Consider the following 22,449-nt stretch of genomic DNA (forward strand, 5'->3'; position numbering starts at 1 on the left):
CAGACAAAAACACTTTGCTGCCGCTACGTTAACACTACGCTTTCGCGCAAAAAACATCTGTTGGCCCGAGACCCTGCAGCGAAGCGGCTCATCGGACGCCCCCAGGAAGCTCTGCACTGCGCGAAAGCGAAGCGTCAGCGGCAAATGTTTTATCTGTGCGAAAGCGAAGCGTCAGCAACAAATGTTTTCTGTAGCGAAAGCAAAGCGACAGCGACAAATGTCTTATCTGTGCGAAAGCGAAGCGTCAGCGACAAATGTCTTATCTGTGCGAAAGCGAAGCGACAGCAACAAATGTTTTATCTGTGCGAAAGCGAAGCGTCAGCAACAAATGTTTTCTGTAGCGAAAGCAAAGCGACAGCGACAAATGTTTTCTGTGCGAAAGCGAAGCGACAGCAACAAATGTTTTCTGTAGCGAAAGCAAAGCGACAGCGACAAATGTTTTCTGTGCGAAAGCGAAGCGACAGCAACAAATGTTTTATCTGTGCGAAAGCGAAGCGACAGCAACAAATGTTTTCTGTGCGAAAGCGAAGCGTCAGCGACAAATGTCTTATCTGTGCGAAAGCGAAGCGACAGCAACAAATGTTTTCTGTAGCGAAAGCAAAGCGACAACTACAAATGTTTTCTGTGCGAAAGCGTAGCGTCAGCAACAAAGCGCCCAGTCGGAACGGAAATCAACTACACGTTATAGAAGAGGAGCCTCTATTTTTACTTTTAGAACTGCCCAATTTACTTCGATATAACAGAAAAAATAAGTTATACTGTAAGGTAGATTGAATAGAAAAGGAGCATTTTTATATGCTAACATTTGAACAAAAGCAAGCTATCATCGACTCATTTCCTGAGCTTACCAAGAAGGAAATTTCATTGAAACGCTTAAATTACCACTTTATGGATAGTCTTTATGAAAAGACAATTATTGTAGAAAAGCTACACCCAAATGGCAACGGCTTCGTCTTCGTTGGTGATTTATTGCGCTATGAGGAAGAAGCAAACGATAAATGCCTAGTAAATATTCGTGACTACGATGAACAACAGCTTCGTGAAATTATTGAAGATGCCATTCAATATTTATCGGAAGAACAAGAGGAGCAAGAGCCGATCGAAGAGATATGGCAAAATCGCGAAGGTGTTAAATTAATGCTAGCCTTTGAGCAACGTTCGTGGAATGTTTATCACGGAGAAAATTTAGAGGAAGCCTTTGGTACACATGATGCTGCGAAAGAATATTTACTAGAAGAAGGTTTTCGTAAAAAGAAATAAGTAATTCGGGGGATAAGAACGAATGAATGGGAAAAAAATAGTGGGAGTAGTTATTGTTGCTGTTATTGCTGTTTGTTTAATTTCGATATTTACGATTACAAAATTTTATAAAGATCATCAGGAACAGCCAAATCGTGAAAATCGAGAAATTAATAAGTCGAAGAGCTTGAATTTAATTTTGCCACAGGCTACAATTATCTCGAATTCAAGATAATCGAGAGGTGGACTGTAAATGCAGCACGTTTTTCATAAAGGAACAGATGAAACAAAACCAATTTTTTTACTGTTACACGGTACAGGTGGAAATGAACAAAGCTTAATTGGTCTTGCAAAGGAAATTGATGATACAGCAAGCATTTTAAGTGTTCGTGGAAATGTACTTGAAAATGGTATGCCACGCTTTTTCCGTCGATTAGCGGAAGGTGTTTTTGATATAGAGGATTTAATTTTCCGTACGACGGAATTAAATGACTTTTTATTAGAGGCAGCACAGCAGTATGGCTTTGACCGTAATCGAGTTGTTGCTATCGGCTACTCTAATGGCGCAAATATTGCTGCTAGCCTGTTATTCCATTATGAGGGCGCTCTAGCAGGTGCAATATTGCATCATCCGATGGTACCTAGACGTGATATTGAATTACCTACTCTTTCTTCAATTCCTGTCTTTATCGGTGCTGGAACGAATGATCCAATGTGTTCTGCTCAAGAATCTGAAGATTTAGAGGCGCTTTTAACGTCAGCAGGAGCAGATGTGACGACTGTATGGTTTAATTATGGTCATCAGCTAACAATGCCTGAAGTAGAAGCAGCAAAAGAATGGTACGACCGTATTTATTTAAAATAAGGAAAAATCCGCAACCTTTGTGAGAGAGAATTCACGGAAGGTTACGGATTCTTTTATTTTTGTTTCTTCGCGAAGGGTAACCACCAATTCCAGTCACCTAAGAGCTTCATAAGACTTGGAACGAGCATGAGACGAATAATAGTTGCATCGATAGCAACTGCAATAGCTATACCAACTCCAATTTGCTTCACAGGCAGCACATCTGTAAAAGCGAATGCCCCCGTTATCACAATCATAATAAGCGCTGCTGATGTAATGATACGACTGGTAGAGGTTAGACCGTCAATCGTGGCGCTCGTATTATCTGCTCCTTTTTGATATTCCTCTTGAATACGTGATATTAAAAAGACCTCATAGTCCATACTTAAGCCGAATACAAGACAGAATACAATGACTGGGATAATAAGTACAATTGTACCGGCATCAATACCCAAATGTCCGTATTGGAAAATATAGACGAGAATACCGAAAGCCGACGAAAGTCCAATAATATTCATAATAATCGCTTTCAGTGGGATTAAAATAGAGCGGAAAGCGATCATTAAAATAAAGAACGTTGAAACAATAATAATCGATACAGCCAAGAAAATTTTACTAGATATTTCATCAAAAATTTCTTGATTGAATTTCGCAGGACCTCCGAGAGCAAAGTCGACACCTAAATCTTTATCTTTCCATGTTCGAGCGAATTTTTGAGCAGTAGTTGATGAACCGGCTGCATCCAATGTAATTGGGATAAAGAGTTGTTTATCTTTAGAGAACGTATCTTGAATTGGTTTTAATTGTTCTGCCACTTGTGGAATTTTCAAAGATGCAGTAAGTTCCTCAGGTGACTTAATGTTAGCGGTCGTATAAATGGTTGATACATGATTTACTAGTGGATCATCAAGTAATTTTTCTTGAATATTGTAAATAAGCTTTCTGCCCTCACTATCTTCCCAGCCTTCCTTACGTTCTGCTAGTAAATATAAGGTAGAGGTATCACCAAATCCGAACGTTTCGTCTAACTGATCATAAGCTATACGTGCATCATATTTTGTCGGTAATGAATCCACCTGAGGAATTGTAAGTTTAATATCCTTCAATGGAATCATACCAATACCTAGTAATAATAATGCCGTAATAACGATGGTAACTGGATGTTTCATGACAAAACCAGCAAAGCCACGCCAACGATTTGCTCCATCAGGTTTTACACGTAATAATCGCCATTTATTTAGGCGATCTCCTAAAAGCATCATCGTAGCAGGTAGCAAGGTTAAGCCAGAAAGTACTGCAAGAAATACAACAATTGCGCCTCCTAAAGCGATATTGTGAAAAATTTCGACATCAATGACAATCATCGCACCTAAGCCGATCATGACACAAGCAGCAGAAAAGATGATAGAACGACCAGCTGTCTGTATCGCCGTTTGAATGGCCTGTACAATGGATGTATGGGCACGTTCTTCGCGATACCGGTTAATAAACAACAAGGCAAAATCAATGCTTAATGCAAGTCCAAGCATTGGTACTATATTTAACACAAAAATTGATAAATTGACATTACCGCTAAACAAAGTCAAAATTCCAAACGCAGTTACAACAGTAACAATTCCGATAATGATAGGTAAGATTGAGGCTACGACAGTACCGAAAGCAAGTAATAGCACTATGATAGCGATCGGTAAGCCTATTGCTTCCGCTGATGCTAAATCTTTTTGACTAGCTGTATTGATGTCTGCTGAAATAACAGGTCCGCCAGTAATGCTTACACCGTCATTCTCTATTAATGAACGGATGTTTTTCACAACATCAGGTAGATTTTCAACATTATTTTTAATATGAACCATGGCATAAGCTATACCATTCTTTTGTAAAGAAGAATCATCAAGTGGTGACTGGATTGAATGAATCTCCTTAATTTTTTTCAACTTTTTTAAAGTATCTTGAATTTTTTTATCGTCAGCCGGATTGAAGACGACCAAAATTGTATCAGAAGGCAAATCAAATGTTTTTGCAAGCTCATTTGTTACGTAGGTATGATCTCCTTTAACAAAAAAGCCATCTCCATGAAGCTTGCTTGGAAGTTGTATTGCAAACATAGCCATGGCAATAAAAATTACGAACCATAAAGCTACGATAGCTTTAGCGTGGGCTGTAATAAAAGCTGAAAAATTTTTCATAGTAGGTACGATCCCCCTTTTAAAATAGTGTAAAGGATGTGTCGCCTTTTGTCGTGTGACAATGTAAAGACTCCTGCCCAATAAGGGACAGGAGTCTTAGTATGCAGTCAATTTAAAAAAATAACGATAACAAAAAGTAAATAACAGCGGCCATAACTGCTGAAATTGGCATCGTAATAACCCAAGTAGTTACGATTTTACGCGCCATTCCCCAGTTCACACCACGTACACGTTGTGCAGAGCCGACACCCATGATAGAGGAAGAAATAACGTGTGTTGTAGATACTGGTAGGTGAATTAATGTTGCGCCGAAGATAACTGATGCAGAAGCTAAATCTGCTGCTACCCCGTTTACAGGACGGATTTTCATGATTTTACCGCCGACTGTTTTAATAATTTTGTAGCCACCGATAGAAGTACCAAGCCCCATTGCAGTTGCTGCTGCAGCTCGTATCCAGAAAGGAATCTCATCTCCTGTATGCAAACCACCAGCGATTAACGCCATCGTCATAATCCCCATCGCCTTTTGTGCATCGTTTGTACCATGTGTAAACGATTGAATTGCGGCAGTGAAAATTTGCATTGTACGGAAACCTTTATTCGTACGATATAAATTTAAGTTTTTAAACCATAATTTAAACAGTGTCATCATAATAAATCCAGCGCAAATCGCAAGGATTGGTGATAGCACTAGGGCCATAATGATTTTAGTAAAACCGCTATAGTTTAGAACTCCGAAGCCCGCAGATGCAACTGCTGCACCAGCAATGGACCCAATCAGAGTATGTGAAGAACTCGATGGAATACCAAAATACCATGTTAGCAAATTCCAAATAATGGCGGAGATTAATGCTGCTAAAATGACAACTGAGCCTGTTGTATCTCCTTCAAAAGCATTTAAAGAGAATGGATCAACAATGTCTTTTGTTAGAGCCTTTGCAACTCCAACGAAGGTAATCGCTCCGATAAAGTTCATCGTTGCAGCCAGCAGGATAGCTACACGAGGTTTCAATGCTCTAGTGGAAACTGAAGTTGCGATAGCATTTGCTGTATCGTGGAAGCCATTGATAAAGTCAAATGTTAGGGCAAAGATAACGACCAGTACGGTTAGAATAATGATTGTGTTCATTGTAAGTGCCCATCTCCTAATTACGCATTACGCATGATAATTGTTTCCATTGTATTTGCAACGTTTTGGCAATGATCAGCGATATCTTCAAGTTGTTCATATATATCTTTATATTTAATAAGTCGAATTGGATCTTTTTCATTTAAAAACAGTTGTTTAATAGACGAACGTTGTACTTCATCACATTCACGTTCATAGTCCTTAATAAGGATTGCGTGTGGGCGCATGCCAATAAGATTCTTTTTCTTTAACTCTTCTGTTGCTTTAACAATTTCATCAGCACTTTTTGAAATATAGCCTAAGAAAGTACGCATTGATTCATCAACCTCAGTTAGAGAGAACATCTCAAAATGAGCGATGCAATGCTCCGTACCATCTAATACGTCATCCATACGAATAGCGAATTCTAGAATGTCTTCGCGTTCAATAGGTGTCATAAATGATTTGTTTAGCATCACGATTAGTTCATGAATGAGCTTATCGCCAGCTGTTTCGTAATTTTTCATAGTAATGCTAATCTCTTTTAGGTCAGCTACACTGTTAATACGAAAATCATTCGCATAATGTATGGCCTCTCTCATATTCTCAGCAATTTTATGCAAAGCTATAAAGAAAGGGTCTTGTTTTTTTGAGTTAAGCATGTAAATCGAATCCTCCTGGATATAAATAAATTGGCCTCTAAACTTTACTATCATAACAAAATCTTTAATTTATCTACATAAAATTCTTCTATTCTACATGAAAATTTACAATCCTGTAATATACAATTTGTTCACAAAATCATAGATGTATCTCTGTATTTGTTTTTACTAATACAGTGAAAGGCCTTAAAAATAGGTTTTGTAAAGATTTCTACTTTCTGTTTAATACAAAAAAAACACTATGGTGACATAAAATTTGAATAAATTTTATGAATGAATTGTAAAGGGAATGTAAAGGAATCGTTTTGTTAATAGTGTTCCCTTTTCTTAAGAATATCTTCATTTTTATCCTTCAACTTTATTAAGAATTCTTTACTACAATGGAGAAAGAAAGGTTCATAACCTAAAATTTGGGATGACTTTTGTAGGAAGCCAACCATAGTTATGGTGATGAGTCAGAAGAATGTAGAAGGAGCGTTTATTTGAAAATGATTCAAGTCGAGAACTTACAACATACATTTTTAATTGGCAAGAAAGGCAAGGAAAAACAGGTTCCAGTATTAAAAGGTGTTAACTTTGAGGTGAAAAAAGGAGAGATTGTCGCAATTGTTGGTAAAAGTGGATCTGGTAAATCAACCTTGTTACAAACATTGGCTGGATTTATGAAATCTGAACAAGGATCTATTAAAGTAAATGGAATGGAAACAGCTAATCTCACCGAAACAGAAAGTGCAGCTTTCCGCTTGCAACAGTTCGGATTTATCTTTCAAAATTTTCAACTGATGCCAGGCTTAACAGCGTTGGAAAACATTGAACTACCATTGAAGTTACAGGGTATCAAGAAAGCTGTGCGTACTGAAAAGGTGAAAAAGTTAATGGACAAGGTTGGTTTAACGGAGGTAGCAGACCATTACCCAAATGAATTATCGGGTGGTCAGCAACAGCGAGTTAGTATTGCAAGAGCCTTAATTACAAATCCACCTATTTTGTTGGCAGATGAGCCGACAGGAAGTCTTGATTCGGAAACAGAGCAAGATATATTGCTACTCATTCAAAGTTTAAACCGTGAGCTTGGTTTAACATTTGTCATCATTACTCACGATGAAGAAGTAGCAACAATAGCTCATCGACGTTTCCGCATGTACGATGGGGAACTTGTAAAGGAGGAAGTATAACATGTTATTTAAAGATCAATTAGATTTTGTTACACAACACATAAAGAAAAATAAACTACGTGTGTTTATGACGGTACTGGCGGCAACGATGGGCTGTGCATTTTTGATTGTTCTCGCCTCAGTTGGATTCGGGCTTCAGGATTCCTTGCGTAATGAAATATTATCGAATGAAAAAGTTACGAAGATTCAAGTGTCTGGAAATGGTCAATTTACAGAGGACCAAATTCATGAAATAAAAGGTATAGAACATGTGGAAACAGTACTCGAAACGATTACTGTGAATGCATCCGCACATTCATTTTTGGAGGGCCGTGATACAAACTCTGATTTATACATTGCTAATATGCATGATTTTGAGCAAGTGAATGGCAAGCTTGCGGAAGGAAAGTATCCAACAAAGCCAAACGAAATCATTGTAGGTTATCATTTTGCTCAAACTTTAGTAAATGATGCTGAGCGCAAAATTATTGAAGAAAAGAGTAAAAAAGCTGAAGCAGAAAGCACGTATTATAATGGCAGTGAGGAAGGTTATAAGGATTCATTAATTGGTAAAGAAATCGAATTATCATTACTGCCACGTGCTGATGGGGCTGAAGAGACCGGGAAAATGAAATATACGATTGTCGGTGTTATGAAGAAGCCATCTTATGATTGGATGATTAATAACTCCATTTTTATGGACACAGAGCAAAAGCCGATGCTAGCTACAACTTTAGCAGCAACAGGTAAGGTTAAAAAGGATGACATGTTTTATTCGGAATTTAATATTTTTGCGGATAGCATGGAAAATGTAAAGCCGATATTAGACAAACTAAAAGACAAAGGCTATAGCGTATATTCAGTTACTGAACAATTGGATCAAATGAATGTATTTTTCCTAGTTTTAAAAATTGGTTTAATATTTGTAGGAACAATTGCTGTTTTGATCGCCTCAATTGGCATTTTCAATACAATGACAATGGCAGTTACAGAGCGTACTCGCGAAATCGGTGTATTAAAGGCAATCGGGGCAAGCCCAAAACTTATTCAACGATTGTTCTTAATGGAAAGTACGTTCATTGGTATTATTGGTACTTTAATAGCTGTAGCCATTTCATATGTTATTAGCTTTGTAGCAAATGCTGCATTACCTTTAATTCTAGAAGCAGCAACAGGTGAAGACGCATTTAGTAAAAATGACATTACATTTTCACTTATTCCTTGGCAGCTCGTTATTATTGCATCAGCGATTAGTATTGGTGTAGCGATGATTTCAGGCTATCGTCCAGCACGTAAAGCAACAAAAATTGATGTTATTCAAGCATTACGACAAGAACTATAATAGAAAGGGAGGTCCAGAAGTTATTGGACCTTCCTTTTAATGTGCGCACCATTGGAAGTATCCTAATACCCGCGCTTCGCAATGAAATACCCGCGAAGGAGGTAAAATACCCTCATTATTTTAAAGATAAGCTTGTAACTCATTCGCTAAAAACGGCTTGGCATTTAGCAACTTTAAAAACGCATCATAGTTAGTACGCTGTTCGGAACTTGGCTTTTTACCTGTATGATAAGCTCGTATTAAAATGTTTTTTGGTGTATTTTCCATATCTATAAACTCCAGCAATTGTGCCTCATAGCCAACAAGTGATAAAATTTCCGCTCGGATTGAATCCGTTGCGAGCGCTGCAAAACGTTCGCGTACGAGACCGTGCTGAAGCATGATATCAAGTGTTGGTGTGTTAAGCTGGCGATTTAGCTCATGTTGGCAACAAGGGACACTTAAAATAACGCTTGCTCCCCATTTTACAGCGCGGGCTAATGCCATATCAGTAGCAACATCACAAGCGTGTAGAGTCACAACCATATCTACAGCAGACTCTTCATTATAATCATTGATATCTCCTACTAGAAATTCGAGTTGCTCATAACCTAAATCCTGTGCAATTCGTGAGCATTCTTCAATGACTTCCTTCTTTAAATCCAAACCAGTGACACGAATATCTAAGCCTTTTTCTATTTTTAAATAATGGTAAAGGGCGAATGTTAAATAGGATTTGCCTGAACCAAAATCTAAAATACGAACCTGACGATCCTTTGGTAAATATGTTAATGCATCATCGATAAATTCGATGAAGCGGTTGATTTGCTTAAATTTATCGTATTTCTGTTTTTTTATTTTTCCTTCTTCTGTTTGCACTCCAAGACGAATTAAAAATGGATATGGCTTATCCTCTGCCAGTAAGTAATTTTTCTTGCGATTATGCGCTAAATTGACTTGCTTTGGCGTTGAGGATTTATCAGATTTCCATATCACTTTGTTCTTTTTTGATAGCTGTACTTGTATTTTTTCATCGATAAAATCAACATGCGCTTGTCGGTAATCGTTAAAAAATGCTTCTAGCTTCTCAGGGAAATGTTCTAATAGAATATTTTCATGTTTTAAAATACGTTCAAATTGATATTCAACTTGGATATGGTAAGCATCCTTTAGTAATAAAGGTTTTAGCTTTATACGTTTAACTTCGTTTGATTTCATACGTGGTTGACTAATCGTAGCAGTTACGAGTTGCTGTTGTAAAATTCGCTCCATAAGGTGAGCTTTCATTTCTTCAAATGTCATATATTTCGCCTACTTTATCGTGTTATAGATGGCACTAGTTTAACACACTTTATGAAGTGTAATGCTATTATAAATTTCAGAATTCTCTCATTGAATATTTATAGGATATCTTGTATATTTGTGGTATTTTAATTATACTGACATTTTAATAAGATTAAAGGGGAAATAAGGGGGAAAAATATGTCTGCAAACATGTATCAATTACTTGCGATTATTATTTATATGATCGCTATGTTAGGAATCGGTTGGTATGCATTTGTTAAAACATCGAATTTAACGGATTACATGCTCGGTGGGCGTTCGCTAGGCCCTGCTGTTACAGCGCTGAGTGCAGGTGCAGCAGATATGTCTGGCTGGCTGTTAATGGGTTTACCGGGTGCAATCTATTTAGCTGGACTTTCAAAGGCTTGGATCGCCATTGGTTTAACAATTGGCGCATATTTGAACTGGCTATTAGTAGCACCGAGATTACGTGTATATACACAAGTTACTAATGACTCAATTACTATTCCGAGTTATTTAGATAATCGTTTACGTGACAATACAAAGCTAATTAGAATTGCGTCAGGTGTAATTATTTTAATCTTCTTTACATTCTATGTTTCTTCAGGAATGGTTGCAGGTGGCAAATTTTTTAATAGTTCGTTTGGCTATGAATACCATACTGGCTTATTAATTGTATCTGCTGTTGTTGTGGCATACACATTGTTTGGAGGATTTTTAGCAGTTAGTTATACAGACTTTTTACAGGGACTTATTATGTTTTTAGCACTTATTGCTGTACCGTTATTTGGATTGTCTTTAACAGGTGGAATTGGAGACACGATAGCATCCATTAAAGCTGTAAATCCGGATCATCTGAACTTATTGTCTTCAAATGCAACTGCAGCAGTAATTATTTCATCACTTGCATGGGGGCTAGGCTATTTTGGACAGCCACATATTATCGTACGCTTTATGGCTATTAGCTCAGTTAAAGAAACAAAGCAAGCTCGTCGTATCGGTATAGGCTGGATGATGTTAAGCTTATTCGGAGCGATTGCAACAGCTTTAGTAGGTGTGGCTTATTATGAGCAAAATGCAGGTGAGCTAAAAGACGCTGAGACAGTATTTATTGTACTTGGCCAAATCTTATTCCATCCATTTATTGCAGGTATAATGCTAGCTGCCATTTTAGCTGCAGTAATGAGTACAATTTCATCGCAATTAATTGTTACTTCGTCAGCGCTTGTGGAAGATATTTATAAAGCTTTATTTAATAAAACAGCAGATGATAAACATTATGTTTTTATTGGTCGTGTCTCTGTTTTAGTTGTAGCTATTGTAGCAGGGATATTGGCATGGAATCCAGATAGTTCTATTTTAGACTTAGTAGGCTTTGCCTGGGCTGGTTTCGGTGCAGCGTTCGGTCCTGTAATATTGCTGTCACTGTACTGGAGGAAATTAACGAATTACGGAGCGCTCAGTGGGATGGTAGCCGGTGCTGCAACTGCCTTTATTTGGGGAAAGATTAAGTTCTTATCTGGTACATTATATGAGATTGTTCCAGGCTTCTTAGTATGCTTAATCGTTGCAGTTATTGTCAGCATTTTGACATATAAACCGAATAAAGACATTGAAGAAGAATTCAATCGCACTGAAGTATTACTAAAAGAAGAACGTAAGTAAATGAATGAAGTGCGCCTTTTGCATAGAAGGCGCATTTTTTATGATGTATATGTTAAACGACACTAATTTGGACATTATATGGTAAGATGAAGAAAATTTGTCGTAGTAGCATCAGGGCATTGGTGGGAGGTTTGTGGATGGATAGAATTAAAGAAGTAGATATATTGTTGGAAAAAGCTATTTTAGTTGGTGTAAATTTACGGAATGATGAGCATTTTGATTATTCAATGGAGGAGCTTAAAAATTTAGCTGAAGCTTTAAATGTTGAAGTTGTCGGTACTGTCACACAAAATTTAGAGCGCATTACACCATCTCATTATGTTGGTACTGGTAAAATTGAAGAAGTAAAAAACTTTTATGATGAAGCACAAGCAAATTTAGTGATTTTTAATGATGAATTGTCACCTTCACAAATTCGTAACTTAGAGCGCGATTTAGAGACTAAGGTTATTGATAGAACGATGTTAATTTTAGATATTTTTGGACGTCGTGCTAAAACACGTGAAGCACAGATGCAAGTCGAACTAGCACAATTGCAATATATGCTACCCCGTTTAGTCGGCTTGCATGCATCACTCAGCCGTCAAGGTGGTGGCACAGGTGGTGGCTTTAAAAACCGAGGTGCTGGTGAGACAAAGCTCGAGCTAGACCGTCGAAAAATTGAGGATCAGATTGCGAAAATAAAGAAGGACCTAGAGCATGTAAAGGAGCAACGAGAGACGCAGCGTAAACAACGACGTAAAAATGAAGTCCCAGTCGTTTCCATTGTTGGCTATACGAATGCTGGTAAGTCAACCATTATGAATCAGCTACTTACGAAAATAGGGCAGGAAGATCATAAACAAGTGTTTGAGAAGGATATGCTTTTTGCCACACTTGAAACATCTGTCCGTCAAATAGAATTACCAGATAAAAAGACATTTTTATTAACAGATACAGTTGGTTTCGTTAGCAAATTACCACATCATCTAGTGAAGGCATTCCGTTCAACACTAGAAGAGGCTCGTGATGCGGACTTATTACTCCATGTTGTAGATGTTTCCAATTCAGAGCATGGCTTTATGATGGAAGTAACAAATGAAACACTCAAAGCAGTTGGTGTTGAAGGGATACCGACAATTTATGTGTATAATAAAGCCGATATAGCAGACGTTCCATACCCTGTTATTAGCGGTGATAATATTTGGATTTCAGCGAAGCAAGGGATTGGATTAGAGGAATTACTGCAAATGATACGTCAGCATATTTTCTCTGATTATGTAACATGTAAAATGCTCATTCCGTATGAACAGGGAAATATCGTGTCTTATTTAAATGAATATGCCTCTGTCTATGAAACAGCATATGAAGAAAATGGTACTCTGCTAAAAATAGAGATAAAAGAAGCGGATTATGCAAAATATCAACAATATGTAATTAAATGATCAATCGCATCATTATTCTAAAAGAGCATGCTAGAAGCACTTCGTGTGTCTAGCATGCTTTTTTGTAATCGAAAAAGCGAAATTATATCGTTGTAGATGAAATTATAGATAATCCTAGCTTATTTGTTAAAAAAATAATAATCTGATTATAAAATATTTTAGAATAATTTTATGGTGGATTGTAATTTGGTAGATATCAAATAGTAAGAAAACTTAGGAATATCAACAGGTTTGGTATAATTCTATTAATTTTGTTCTGAATTTAAGGAAAATTGGTAAAGTTCCAACATTTTTTAAAACTCTTGAAAAAGTTTTTAAAACGCTTTAGTATGATGAAATAAAGTTTTTATTCTTACTTTTGGGTAATAATATTTTTATTGAATAATGAAATTGGGAGAGGATATTTTTATGTCTACTAAAGATGAAATTGTTAAATCCGTCCCTCAAAATGGCTTTGTCGGACACCCTAAAGGGCTCTTTACATTATTTTTCACAGAATTCTGGGAACGATTTTCATACTACGGTATGCGAGCGATTCTTATCTTCTTTATGTATTATGAATTAAATGAAGGTGGTCTTGGTATAGATCGTGGGACAGCTAACTCGATTATGGCTATCTACGGATCACTGGTTTACATGTCAGGGATAATCGGTGGTTGGATTGCTGACCGAATACTAGGTACACGTAGAACCATTTTTTATGGTGGCGTGTTCATTATGTTTGGTCATTTACTGCTAGCTTTACCTGGTGGCGTGGGTATGTTATTTGCTTCAATGGCCTTTATTGTCATTGGGACAGGCTTATTAAAACCGAACGTTTCAAGTATTGTCGGAGATATTTATGCTGAAACAGATAGTCGCCGAGATGCAGGTTTTTCAATTTTCTATATGGGTATCAACATGGGATCATTCCTTGCACCATTAATTGTCGGAACAATTGGACAAAAGTATAATTTCCACCTTGGCTTTGGATTAGCAGGGTTAGGTATGTTTTTTGGTTTAGTTATTTTTAAATTAACAGAGAAGAAAAATTTAGGATTAGCAGGGTTACAGGTAAACAACCCGTTAAAGCCTGAAGAACGCAAAAAAGTCTTTACACGATTTGGGATTCTAGCTCTACTTATTATTATTGTTGGAGCAATTGGTATCAAAACTGGCGTACTGACAATGAATGTTTTTAGTTTAATTATTACAACGCTAGGTGTTTTAATTCCAACGGCGTTCTTTATTTATATGTATCGCAGTGAGAAAACAACGAAGGATGAGAAGTCTCGCTTGCTCGCTTATATTCCTTTGTTTTTATCGGCTGTAATGTTTTGGGCAATCCAAGAACAAGGGGCAACTATTTTAGCAACGTATGCGGATAAACGTACGCAATTAGATATTGGTGGTTTCCATATTGAATCTTCTTGGTTCCAATCGTTAAACCCTTTATTCGTCGTTACGATGGCTCCGTTATTTGCCATGTTATGGTTGAAGTGGGGAGATAAGCAACCATCTACACCGCGTAAATTTGCCTATGCATTATTCTTTGCGGGATTGTCATTCATAGTGATGATGGTTCCAGCGTATTTATCTGGTGGGGAAAATTTAGTAAATCCATTGTGGTTAGTATTATCATTCTTTTTAGTTGTAGTTGGGGAGTTATTATTATCGCCAGTAGGATTGTCAGCTACTACAAAATTGGCTCCGAAGGCTTTTGCTGCACAAACGATGTCACTTTGGTTCTTAACAAGCGCAGCAGCACAAGCGATCAACGCACAACTTGTAAAAGTCTATGAAGTTGTAAGCGAATTCACATACTTCGGCTTCTTAGGCGCATTATCCGTTATTTTAGGGATTATAATATTAGTACTTTCGCCAATTATTTCAAAGGCAATGCGAGGTATTAATTAATCAAAGAATGCAAGTACAGTTATTCAAATAACTGTACTTGCATCTTTTTTTGTATCAAGAAATATTTTGTTGATACTCTGCTCATCATTAATATGTGGTTGATTTCCGTTCCAGATAGGCTCTTTGACGCTGACGCTTCGCTTTCCGGTAATCAGCATCTTTCTAATCAATAAAAATGAATAAGAGGTGGGTAATTAACCAACCTAGTTCTTATGTTTCGATATACAGATTATCTACAATCGGAAAGCGATATGCTGTAACATACCGGTTAATTTGCTGAATGCGGGATGTTTCTTTGTAGAAAAGTTTTTATTTTCATTTATAATAATCTCAATAGTATGATAATTTAAGGGGTTGGTTGCTATGAAGGAAGCTTTGAGCCATTTGAGACCAAGATTAATGGAGATTTTCACGTATTTGCACGCGAATCCAGAAATAAGCTGGCATGAGGTAGAAACAACAAATTATATTTTTGACTTACTAACACGTGAAGGTTTTTCGCCAATACGTTTTAAAAACAGTACAGGGCTTTATGTTGACGTAGGAAATGGTAATCCTAAAGTCGGTTTGCGTACAGACATTGATGCGTTATGGCAGGAGGTAGATGGTGAATTTCGTGCGAATCACTCCTGTGGCCATGACGGACACATGACGATGGGAATCGGTGCTCTATTACTTTTGAAAGAGCTTGCTCCATCGTTTAACGGTACAATTCGTGTGATTTTTCAACCAGCTGAAGAAAAAGGAACAGGCGCTTTATCCGTCTTAAAAGAAGGAATCATTGATGATTTAGACTTTTTATTTGGTGTCCATGTAAGACCAGTACATGAGCTTGAAGACGGTACATATTGTGCCGCGTTGCATCATGGAGCCTCTCGATTGCTTGAGGGGGAAATCATTGGAGAAGATGCCCATGCTGCAAGACCACATCTTGGTGTGAATGCCATTGAAGTAGGAGCAAATATTATCGAAGATTTAAGAACGATTCATACAGATCCAATGATTCCTGTATCAATTAAGATGACAAAATTCCAAGCAGGAGGGGAATCGGGCAATATTATTCCTGGGAGTGCATCGTTCACCATTGATATACGAGCTCAACAAAATGATGTAATGGATGCACTTGCACAGGGAGTAAAAAGGGTTATTGATTCTTCTAAGGTCTTGCATAAAGTACAGATTGAATTACGTACAGTAGCAAATATAGTAGCTGCTGAGGTAGACCCGACTGCTCAATATCTTATGGAGCAAGCGATTGTGCAAGCAACAGGGTTGTCGAATTTAAGAAAGCCAGTTCATACACCTGGGGGAGAAGATTTTCATCATTATGCTGTTCAACGCCCGCATTTAAAATCTACGATGTTAGGCTTAGGCTGTGGGCTGACACCAGGACTACATCATCCGAAGATGAGATTTAAGCAGGCGAGGCTTGTAACGGGGGTAGAAATCCTTACAAGAGCAGTATTGTTAGCGTTGGAAACTGGGGATAAAAAGGAGGGGACAGCGTAATGTTAGAGCGAGTACGTATTCAAAAAATAATGACACCTACAGATATTGCAGAAGTACAAATTTTGAACGAAAGTATTTGGGGGAGTCAGGCTATTCCTTCGCATCAATTGTTAGCGGCAGTACAAAATGGTGGATTAGTTCTTGGGGCGTTTTTAGACGAAAAGCTGATTGGCTTTAACTACTGCTTTGTAGGCTATCGACATGGAAAAATGTACTTACATTCACACATGATTGGTGTGGAGAAAACATATCGTGAACAAGGTGTAGGTGAATTATTAAAGCATGCTCAGCAGGAATATGCAAAAGAACATGGGTTTCAGCTTGTGATTTGGCTATTTGATCCATTAGAAGCATGTATGGCTAATTTATCATTTTTGAAGCTCAATGCCTTTAGTTTTCAGTATGAAAATGATTATTATGGTCCGCTCAAAGATGATTTTAACGATGGGCTACCTTCAGATCGAATTGCTGTAGAATGGTGGATTGAACGCGATCGAGTGGAGGATTCCCTGGATGAACTGGAAGAAGGAGCTGAAGAAATTGTACCGTGGTCTTTAACGGTCGATGGCTTACCAGTGCTTGATATTGATGGTGAGTTTCAGCGAGAGCAATTATATTATAAGGACGCCTATTTATTGCCCATTCCTCAATATTTACAAAAGATGAAGGTAGAGAGTCCTAAGCTTGCAGGGGACTGGCGTTATAAAGTCCGTACTATTTTAACGACATTGTTTGAACAAAATTATGCAATTGTTCGAATGAAAAAGCATAATGAATATGTTCATAGCTATCTATTAGTCAGACGCTCCTTATTAGCTTTATAATAAGGATAAGGAGTGAAATCTTTTGAAACTAAAACAGATTACAGTTAGACATATAAAAATGCCTATGAAAGCACCTTTTACAACGAGTTTTGGCACAATTGATGAAAAAGAACTCTTGCTTATAGAGGCGATAGATCAATCAGGAACGGTAGGATGGGGAGAAGCTGTAGCCTTTGTAGCCCCTTGGTATACCGAGGAAACTTTAAAAACAACATGGCATATGCTTGAAGACTTTTTGATCCCTATCTTGTTACATAAAGAGATTGGGCATCCAGACGAAGTAAGTGCTTTGTTTTCCTCTATTCGTCGCAATTGTATGGCGAAGTCCTCTATTGAAGGGGCTATTTGGGATATTTATGCTCAACAAACAAAACAATCACTTGCTCAAGCGTTAGGTGGAGATAAGAAGCAAATAGAGGTAGGCGTTAGCGTAGGCATTCAATCTTCCACAGAAGCATTAATTGATTTATTAAAAGGCCATGTAAATAAAGGCTATAAACGAGTGAAAGTGAAAATTAAGCCTGGCCACGATGTAGAAGTTATTCGTGCTATTCGAACTGAAATGCCAGATTTGCCATTGATGGTAGATGCTAATTCGGCTTATACATTGAACGATATGGATGTATTGCAGCAACTTGACGCATTTAATCTATTAATGATTGAGCAGCCATTAGCTGTAGATGATATTGTCGATCATGCTAAGCTACAGCGAAAGTTAAAAACGCCTATTTGTTTAGATGAAAGCATTACCTCCTATGAAGATGCTCGAAAAGCGATAGAGCTTGGTAGTTGTGGTGTTATCAATATCAAAATAGGGCGTGTTGGCGGTTTAACAGAAGCAAGAAGAATTCATGATTTATGTAAGGAAAATAATATTCCTGTTTGGTGTGGCGGTATGTTAGAGGCGGGAATCGGACGAGCGCATAATATTGCATTAACATCGCTCACTAATTTTGTATTGCCTGGGGATACTGCGGGCTCTAGTCATTATTGGTATGAGGATATCATTACGCCTGAAGTAATTGTAGAGGGTGGTTATATTCGTGTGCCGCAAACGATTGGAATTGGATATACACCTAATATGAAGATAATTGATAAGCTAACAATCAGCAAGAAGGTCTATCAATAATAGGTGCATCACCAAATGTTGTGGCTGACTTTTGGTAAAACGTCTACTATGTAAATACACGTTTTGGTGATAGTCCTAATAATAGGATGAACAGGGAGAGAACTGATTGAAAAAAAGTTTGCAAATCGGTGGTGCCTATGTAGGAATTATCGTCGGTGCGGGATTTGCATCAGGACAGGAAATCGTACTATATTTTACGAGCTATGGCTTTCATGGGATTTATGGTGCACTTATTGCTACATTTGGATTTGCTTTAGTAGGAATGTGCATTGCTCAAATTAGCTCAAGGTTGCGTACGACATCGCACAAGGATTTAATTTATCAAATTTCGGGTAATGCTGTAGGTTTGGTGATGGATTATTTACTGTCGCTCTTCTTATTTGGGGTAGCGGTAATCATGTTTGCAGGAGCGGGTGCTACGTTTCATCAAATGTTTGGACTACCAGTTTGGTTGGGGAGCGTTTGTATGATTGTCCTTACTATCGCGACAGTTATGATGAATGTGAAGAGTATTATAAACATTATTGCTATTGCTACACCCTATTTGCTAGCAATTGTATCGATAATAGCTGTCTATTCATTAGCCACGATGGATTTAACCTTTGTTGAACAAGCTGTTATTGCACAACAAGCACAGGTAAGCTCTAAAAGCTGGTGGGTTACTGCTTTACTGTATTTGTCCTTTAATATAGGTGTATGTTTTTCGCTTTTAACTGTTATGTGTGGGTCTATTCGCAATGAAAAAGTGGCAGGGATGGGAGGCATTATTGGTGGGATGTTGCTCGGAGCATTAATTCTACTTATTAACCTGTCTCTTCTTGCAAAAATGAATGTAATCGTTGGTATGGATATACCGATGTTAGCTTTAGCAAATGAAATTCATCCTTTAATCGGTCTGTTGATGTCCATTTCCTTATTAGGAATGATTTATAATACAGCAGTGGGGATGTTCTATTCATTTATGGTAAGATTTTTAAAACCTAATAAGGCCAGTTTTAAGGTAACGGCCGTTTTTATTGGTGGTTTGGGCTTTTTAGCAAGTCTTGCTGGTTTTACGACGCTTGTAGCCAAGCTATATGCTGTGATGGGGTATGTTGGTTTTATATTAATAGTTTTAATTATTTTTGCATGGTTAAAAGGTGTTCGACGAATAGCTTAACTTCTTTCAGCAAGTGTTTTGGTAGCGAAGGCGAAGCGACGACAACACACGACTAAGGACGCAATTATGCCGAGGCATAATAGATTTTAATAAGGTAATTGAGAAAAAATTAGTATTTTATTCTCAATTACCTTTTTATTTGTGTAAAAAATGTAGAGATAATTAACTTTGAGGAATAACAGAAAATGTGGATATCCTGTTGAGAATGCTTGTTTTTAAGGATTCATGAATAAAACGAGAATAATTCTCAATTGTATGTTGACTGAGAATGAAAACACGCTTATAATGAGAATCGTGAGTAATGATAATCGTTTTCAGTAAGAATTACGATCAAAAATGAATCTACCGGGGATTACAATGAAAAAAAGATATCTTTTAACAGCAACTGTTGTGCTGTCTATAGTTTCACTATTTATCGGAGTAGTTGATATTAAACCGAGTGATCTATTAGACTTCGAATCAGAAGAAACTAGACTATTTTTTATTAGTCGTATACCGAGACTTGTAGCAATTTTGTTAGCAGGTGCAGGTATGAGTATTGCTGGTTTAATTATGCAAAGCTTAAGTAGGAATAAGTTCGTGTCACCAACGACAGCAGGTACATTAGATGCTACAAAGTTGGGGGTACTAATTTCGATGATGTTTTTCACAAATGTCACGTACTTTCAAAAAATATCCTTCGCTTTCATATTTGCTTTAGCCGGCACATTATTGTTTATGCAAATATTAAATCGAATAAAGTTTAAAGATGCGATCTTTATTCCGCTTATTGGCTTAATGTTTGGGAATATCCTTTCTTCAATTACAACGTTCTTTGCGTATAAGGCGGATATTATCCAAAACATTTCTGCATGGTTACAGGGGGATTTTTCATTAATGATGAAAGGTCGTTATGAGCTTTTATACATAAGTGTACCCGTGCTGATTTTAGCTTACATTTATGCGAGTCGCTTTACAGTGGCAGGAATGGGTGAGGATTTTGCAAAAAATCTGGGTCTTTCCTATAAATTCGTTGTGAATTTAGGTTTAGTGTTAGTAGCACTTATTTCGACGACGGTTGTGCTAACAGTTGGTATGATACCGTTCCTTGGTTTAATCATTCCAAATATTGTTTCGCTGTTCAAAGGGGATAACCTCGCTAAGACATTGCCTCATACAGCATTGCTGGGTATGTCGTTCTTATTACTCTGCGACATTATAGGGCGTGTACTGATTTTTCCTTATGAAATTCCGATTAGTATGACTGTCGGTGTCATCGGAAGTGCGATCTTCCTAATTATGTTGTTTAGGGGGAAAGCATATGCGTAATCGTACTAAAATGTTGATTTTACTAGGTCTTGCAGTAATTTCTATCTTACTGTATGTATTTTATGAACTTAATGGTAACTATCATTATGCGTTCCCTCGCCGCCTTATTAAAGTGGTAGCGATGTCGTTAACGGGGATTGCGATTGCTTATTCAACTGTAGTCTTTCAAACGATTACACATAACCGTATTTTAACGCCAAGTGTAATGGGACTTGATGCATTATATATGATGGTTCAAACGTTCATCTATTTCTTCTTTGGATCTATGTCGATATTCGTTATTAATGCCAAATACAATTTCTTACTAGCTGTTTTAGCTATGGTTGTCTTTGCGGTGATTTTTTATCGTGTATTGTTCAAGGAAGGAAAACGTCCGATTTATTTCTTGCTGCTTGTCGGTATGATTGTCGGAACATTTTTAGGAAGCGTAACGACGTTCTTCCAAGTGTTGATAGACCCGAATGAATTTTTAAGCTTACAAAGTAAAATGTTTGCAAGCTTCAACAATGTCAATTCAGATTTAGTATGGCTTGCAGCTGTTGTCATTATCATTACCTTTATTTATGGCTGGCGCCACATGAACCAATTAGACGTAATGGCGCTTGGACGTGATACAGCGATTAACTTAGGGGTACCGTATGACAAGCTTGTACAGCGAATGCTCATATTATCTTCGGTGTTAATTGCCGTTTCTACAGCTCTTGTTGGCCCAATTACGTTCTTTGGCTTAATCGTGGCAAATTTATCGTATCAATTTTTCAAGACGTACAAGCACTCTGTGATAATCGCAGGTTCTTGTGTCATGAGTATTGTAGCTTTAGTCGGTGGACAGTGGATGGTCGAACGTATTTTTAATTTCGATACAACACTAAGCGTTATTATAAACTTCGTAGGTGGCGTGTACTTCATCTACTTATTATTGAAGGAAAGTAGGTCAGCAGGATGATCCAAGTAAAAGAAATCTCTAAGTTTTTTGGGAAAAAACCGGTCATTCAAGATGTCAGTGTCGACGTTGCACCAGGGAAAATTACGTCTTTTATTGGACCAAATGGCGCAGGTAAATCAACATTGCTTTCAATGGTAAGCCGTTTACTTAATGCAGACACTGGAGAAGTATTACTCGATAAATCAGATGTACGTCGTTGGAAATCGGACGATTTTGCGAAGCGAGTATCCATTTTAAAACAGTCAAATTATATGAATGTACGCCTAACAATTCGTGAGCTTGTTTCATTTGGGCGTTTCCCGTATTCGAAAGGAAATTTGAAGCCTGAGGATGAGCTAAAGATAGATGAAGCAATTCAATATATGAATTTAGAGGATATTCAGCACAATTATTTGGATGAATTATCGGGTGGTCAGCGTCAACGTGCATTTATCGCAATGGTTATTGCACAGGATACAGATTATATTTTACTTGATGAGCCACTTAATAATTTAGACATGAAGCACTCTGTGCAAATCATGAAAATATTGCGTAAGCTCGTTGATGAGCTTGGGAAAACGGTTGTCATCGTGTTACACGATATTAACTTTGCATCCGTATACTCTGATCATATTGTCGCATTAAAAAATGGTCGTGTTGTCAAAGACGGCCCTACAAATGACATCATCAATTCTGATGCGCTTAAGGAAATCTATGATATGGATATCCCCGTGCAAGAACAGAATGGTTGTCGCATTTGTGTGTATTTTAACTCTTAGAAAAGTAATAGA

At 37.4% G+C, this 22,449-nt stretch carries 20 protein-coding genes; 16 read left to right on the top strand and 4 right to left on the bottom strand.

Features of this window, described 5'->3' with window-relative positions:
- Positions 1-144 precede the first annotated feature (144 nt).
- The 4 genes from ACQKMV_RS13950 to ACQKMV_RS13965 are packed head-to-tail and all read left to right on the top strand — an operon-like array spanning position 145 to position 2,104.
- The gene (locus tag ACQKMV_RS13950; RefSeq protein WP_427504659.1) at positions 145-774 is read left to right on the top strand and encodes a hypothetical protein; all 630 of its coding nucleotides are present in this window, start codon (positions 145-147) and stop codon (positions 772-774) included.
- Between the two features lie 21 nt (positions 775-795).
- The gene (locus ACQKMV_RS13955) at positions 796-1,260 is read left to right on the top strand and encodes a hypothetical protein (RefSeq protein WP_427504661.1); all 465 of its coding nucleotides are present in this window, start codon (positions 796-798) and stop codon (positions 1,258-1,260) included.
- A 22-nt stretch (positions 1,261-1,282) separates the two neighbouring features.
- Positions 1,283-1,474, top strand: coding sequence for a hypothetical protein (locus tag ACQKMV_RS13960; RefSeq protein ID WP_427504663.1), 192 nt, complete (start codon positions 1,283-1,285; stop codon positions 1,472-1,474).
- A gap of 18 nt (positions 1,475-1,492) precedes the next feature.
- Positions 1,493-2,104 carry an alpha/beta hydrolase gene (locus tag ACQKMV_RS13965; RefSeq protein ID WP_427504664.1) on the top strand — a complete coding sequence of 204 codons (612 nt, stop codon included), beginning with the start codon at positions 1,493-1,495 and terminating at the stop codon, positions 2,102-2,104.
- Positions 2,105-2,157: 53 nt separating this feature from the next.
- On the opposite strand, the gene ACQKMV_RS13970 is transcribed toward ACQKMV_RS13965, so the two are convergent.
- The 3 genes from ACQKMV_RS13970 to ACQKMV_RS13980 all read right to left on the bottom strand — a co-directional run bounded on the left by ACQKMV_RS13970 (position 2,158) and on the right by ACQKMV_RS13980 (position 6,039).
- Complete coding sequence (locus ACQKMV_RS13970) at positions 2,158-4,269, bottom strand: MMPL family transporter (RefSeq protein ID WP_427504666.1); 2,112 nt, start codon at positions 4,267-4,269, stop codon at positions 2,158-2,160.
- 112 nt (positions 4,270-4,381) lie between these two features.
- Positions 4,382-5,398, bottom strand: a complete 1,017-nt coding sequence (locus ACQKMV_RS13975) for an inorganic phosphate transporter (protein ID WP_427504667.1) — start codon at positions 5,396-5,398, stop codon at positions 4,382-4,384.
- 20 nt (positions 5,399-5,418) lie between these two features.
- Positions 5,419-6,039, bottom strand: a complete 621-nt coding sequence (locus ACQKMV_RS13980) for a DUF47 domain-containing protein (RefSeq protein ID WP_427504668.1) — start codon at positions 6,037-6,039, stop codon at positions 5,419-5,421.
- Between the two features lie 488 nt (positions 6,040-6,527).
- Here ACQKMV_RS13980 and ACQKMV_RS13985 point away from each other — a divergent pair, with 488 nt between their 5' ends.
- Positions 6,528-7,214, top strand: coding sequence for an ABC transporter ATP-binding protein (locus tag ACQKMV_RS13985; protein WP_427504767.1), 687 nt, complete (start codon positions 6,528-6,530; stop codon positions 7,212-7,214).
- Position 7,215: 1 nt separating this feature from the next.
- Positions 7,216-8,535 carry an ABC transporter permease gene (locus ACQKMV_RS13990; protein ID WP_427504669.1) on the top strand — a complete coding sequence of 440 codons (1,320 nt, stop codon included), beginning with the start codon at positions 7,216-7,218 and terminating at the stop codon, positions 8,533-8,535.
- 120 nt (positions 8,536-8,655) lie between these two features.
- On the opposite strand, the gene ACQKMV_RS13995 is transcribed toward ACQKMV_RS13990, so the two are convergent.
- Entirely contained in the window at positions 8,656-9,816 is a 1,161-nt protein-coding gene (locus tag ACQKMV_RS13995; RefSeq protein ID WP_427504671.1) for a class I SAM-dependent methyltransferase, read from the bottom strand.
- A gap of 180 nt (positions 9,817-9,996) precedes the next feature.
- Here ACQKMV_RS13995 and putP point away from each other — a divergent pair, with 180 nt between their 5' ends.
- The 10 genes from putP (at position 9,997) to ACQKMV_RS14045 (ending at position 22,437) form a co-directional block, all read left to right on the top strand.
- The gene (putP, locus tag ACQKMV_RS14000) at positions 9,997-11,484 is read left to right on the top strand and encodes a sodium/proline symporter PutP (RefSeq protein ID WP_427504673.1); all 1,488 of its coding nucleotides are present in this window, start codon (positions 9,997-9,999) and stop codon (positions 11,482-11,484) included.
- Between the two features lie 137 nt (positions 11,485-11,621).
- Positions 11,622-12,908 (top strand): GTPase HflX, encoded by a 1,287-nt coding sequence (gene hflX / locus ACQKMV_RS14005; RefSeq protein ID WP_427504674.1) that lies wholly within the window; start codon positions 11,622-11,624, stop codon positions 12,906-12,908.
- A 408-nt stretch (positions 12,909-13,316) separates the two neighbouring features.
- Positions 13,317-14,804 carry a peptide MFS transporter gene (locus ACQKMV_RS14010; RefSeq protein ID WP_427504675.1) on the top strand — a complete coding sequence of 496 codons (1,488 nt, stop codon included), beginning with the start codon at positions 13,317-13,319 and terminating at the stop codon, positions 14,802-14,804.
- A gap of 363 nt (positions 14,805-15,167) precedes the next feature.
- Positions 15,168-16,313, top strand: a complete 1,146-nt coding sequence (locus ACQKMV_RS14015) for a M20 peptidase aminoacylase family protein (RefSeq protein ID WP_427425060.1) — start codon at positions 15,168-15,170, stop codon at positions 16,311-16,313.
- Complete coding sequence (locus tag ACQKMV_RS14020; RefSeq protein WP_427504676.1) at positions 16,313-17,137, top strand: GNAT family N-acetyltransferase; 825 nt, start codon at positions 16,313-16,315, stop codon at positions 17,135-17,137. The genes ACQKMV_RS14015 and ACQKMV_RS14020 overlap by 1 nt, the downstream gene beginning before the upstream one ends.
- A 22-nt stretch (positions 17,138-17,159) precedes the next feature.
- Positions 17,160-18,266 carry an o-succinylbenzoate synthase gene (gene menC, locus ACQKMV_RS14025; RefSeq protein ID WP_427504677.1) on the top strand — a complete coding sequence of 369 codons (1,107 nt, stop codon included), beginning with the start codon at positions 17,160-17,162 and terminating at the stop codon, positions 18,264-18,266.
- Between the two features lie 106 nt (positions 18,267-18,372).
- Complete coding sequence (locus ACQKMV_RS14030) at positions 18,373-19,425, top strand: YkvI family membrane protein (RefSeq protein WP_427504678.1); 1,053 nt, start codon at positions 18,373-18,375, stop codon at positions 19,423-19,425.
- A gap of 357 nt (positions 19,426-19,782) precedes the next feature.
- A complete protein-coding gene (locus tag ACQKMV_RS14035) occupies positions 19,783-20,733 on the top strand; it encodes an ABC transporter permease (RefSeq protein ID WP_427504679.1) in 951 nt (316 codons plus the stop codon).
- Positions 20,726-21,679 (top strand): iron chelate uptake ABC transporter family permease subunit, encoded by a 954-nt coding sequence (locus ACQKMV_RS14040; protein ID WP_427504681.1) that lies wholly within the window; start codon positions 20,726-20,728, stop codon positions 21,677-21,679. The genes ACQKMV_RS14035 and ACQKMV_RS14040 overlap by 8 nt, the downstream gene beginning before the upstream one ends.
- Positions 21,676-22,437 carry an ABC transporter ATP-binding protein gene (locus ACQKMV_RS14045; protein ID WP_427425054.1) on the top strand — a complete coding sequence of 254 codons (762 nt, stop codon included), beginning with the start codon at positions 21,676-21,678 and terminating at the stop codon, positions 22,435-22,437. The genes ACQKMV_RS14040 and ACQKMV_RS14045 overlap by 4 nt, the downstream gene beginning before the upstream one ends.
- The last annotated feature ends 12 nt before the right edge of the window (positions 22,438-22,449 follow it).

The organism is Lysinibacillus sp. NPDC094403 (assembly GCF_050278745.1).
Lineage (GTDB): Bacteria > Bacillota > Bacilli > Bacillales_A > Planococcaceae > Lysinibacillus.